Annotated in this window: 1 protein-coding gene; it reads left to right on the forward strand. The window is 67.6% G+C overall.

From position 1 onward, the window contains the following. The first annotated feature begins 77 nt into the window (after positions 1 to 77). Positions 78 to 500: a helix-turn-helix domain-containing protein gene (locus ILT44_RS30630; RefSeq protein WP_204243379.1), complete on the forward strand. Its 423-nt coding sequence runs from the start codon at positions 78 to 80 to the stop codon at positions 498 to 500. Positions 501 to 614 lie beyond the last annotated feature (114 nt).

Raw genomic sequence — 614 nt, forward strand, 5'->3', positions numbered from 1 at the left:
TAAAGCGCTTTTGATCCGGACTTGAATCCATTCGGGTGGGTTGGGCGTTGACTGGGATATGGCCCGGGAGGCGAGCCATGCCCCAGCCCTATTCCCCTGATCTGCGAGAGCGTGTTCTGGTCGCCTGCGAGCGCGGCGACCTTCCTCAGGTCGAGATCGCTCGCCGCTTCCAGGTCTGCCCCGCCACCGTGTCGAACTGGCGCCGCCAGGAGCGCGAGGAAGGCCGGCGGGCTCCCAAGCCGCACAGCGGCGGCGTGCCCTCGCGCCTGGACACGGCGGCTCTCGAGGTGCTGCGTCAGCTCGTGCTTGAAGATAATGACGCGCTCCTGCGCGAGTACCGCGAGCGCCTGGCCGAGCGCACGGGCGTGACGGTGTGTCTGGCGGTGATTTGCGAGGCGCTCAAGCGGCTCAAACTGCGTCCCAAAAAAAGACGCTTCGGGCGGCCGAGCAGGAGCGGCCCGAGATTGGAGCCGAGCGCGAGGCTTACCGCCAGCAGATGAGCGACATCCCTGCGGAACGCCTGGTGTTCCTGGATGAAAGCGGGGTCACCACCAAGATGGCCCGCACCCATGCGCGGGCGCCGCGCGGGCAGCGCGCCTATGGCTCCATTCCCC

Source organism: Microvirga arvi, from assembly GCF_016892765.1.
Taxonomy (GTDB): Bacteria; Pseudomonadota; Alphaproteobacteria; order Rhizobiales; family Beijerinckiaceae; genus Microvirga; species Microvirga arvi.

What these genes read in the sequence shown, in the direction of transcription:
- ILT44_RS30630 (WP_204243379.1), top strand. Translation starts at nt 78, where the DNA reads ATGCCCCAGCCCTATTCCCCTGATCTGCGAGAGCGTGTTCTGGTCGCC.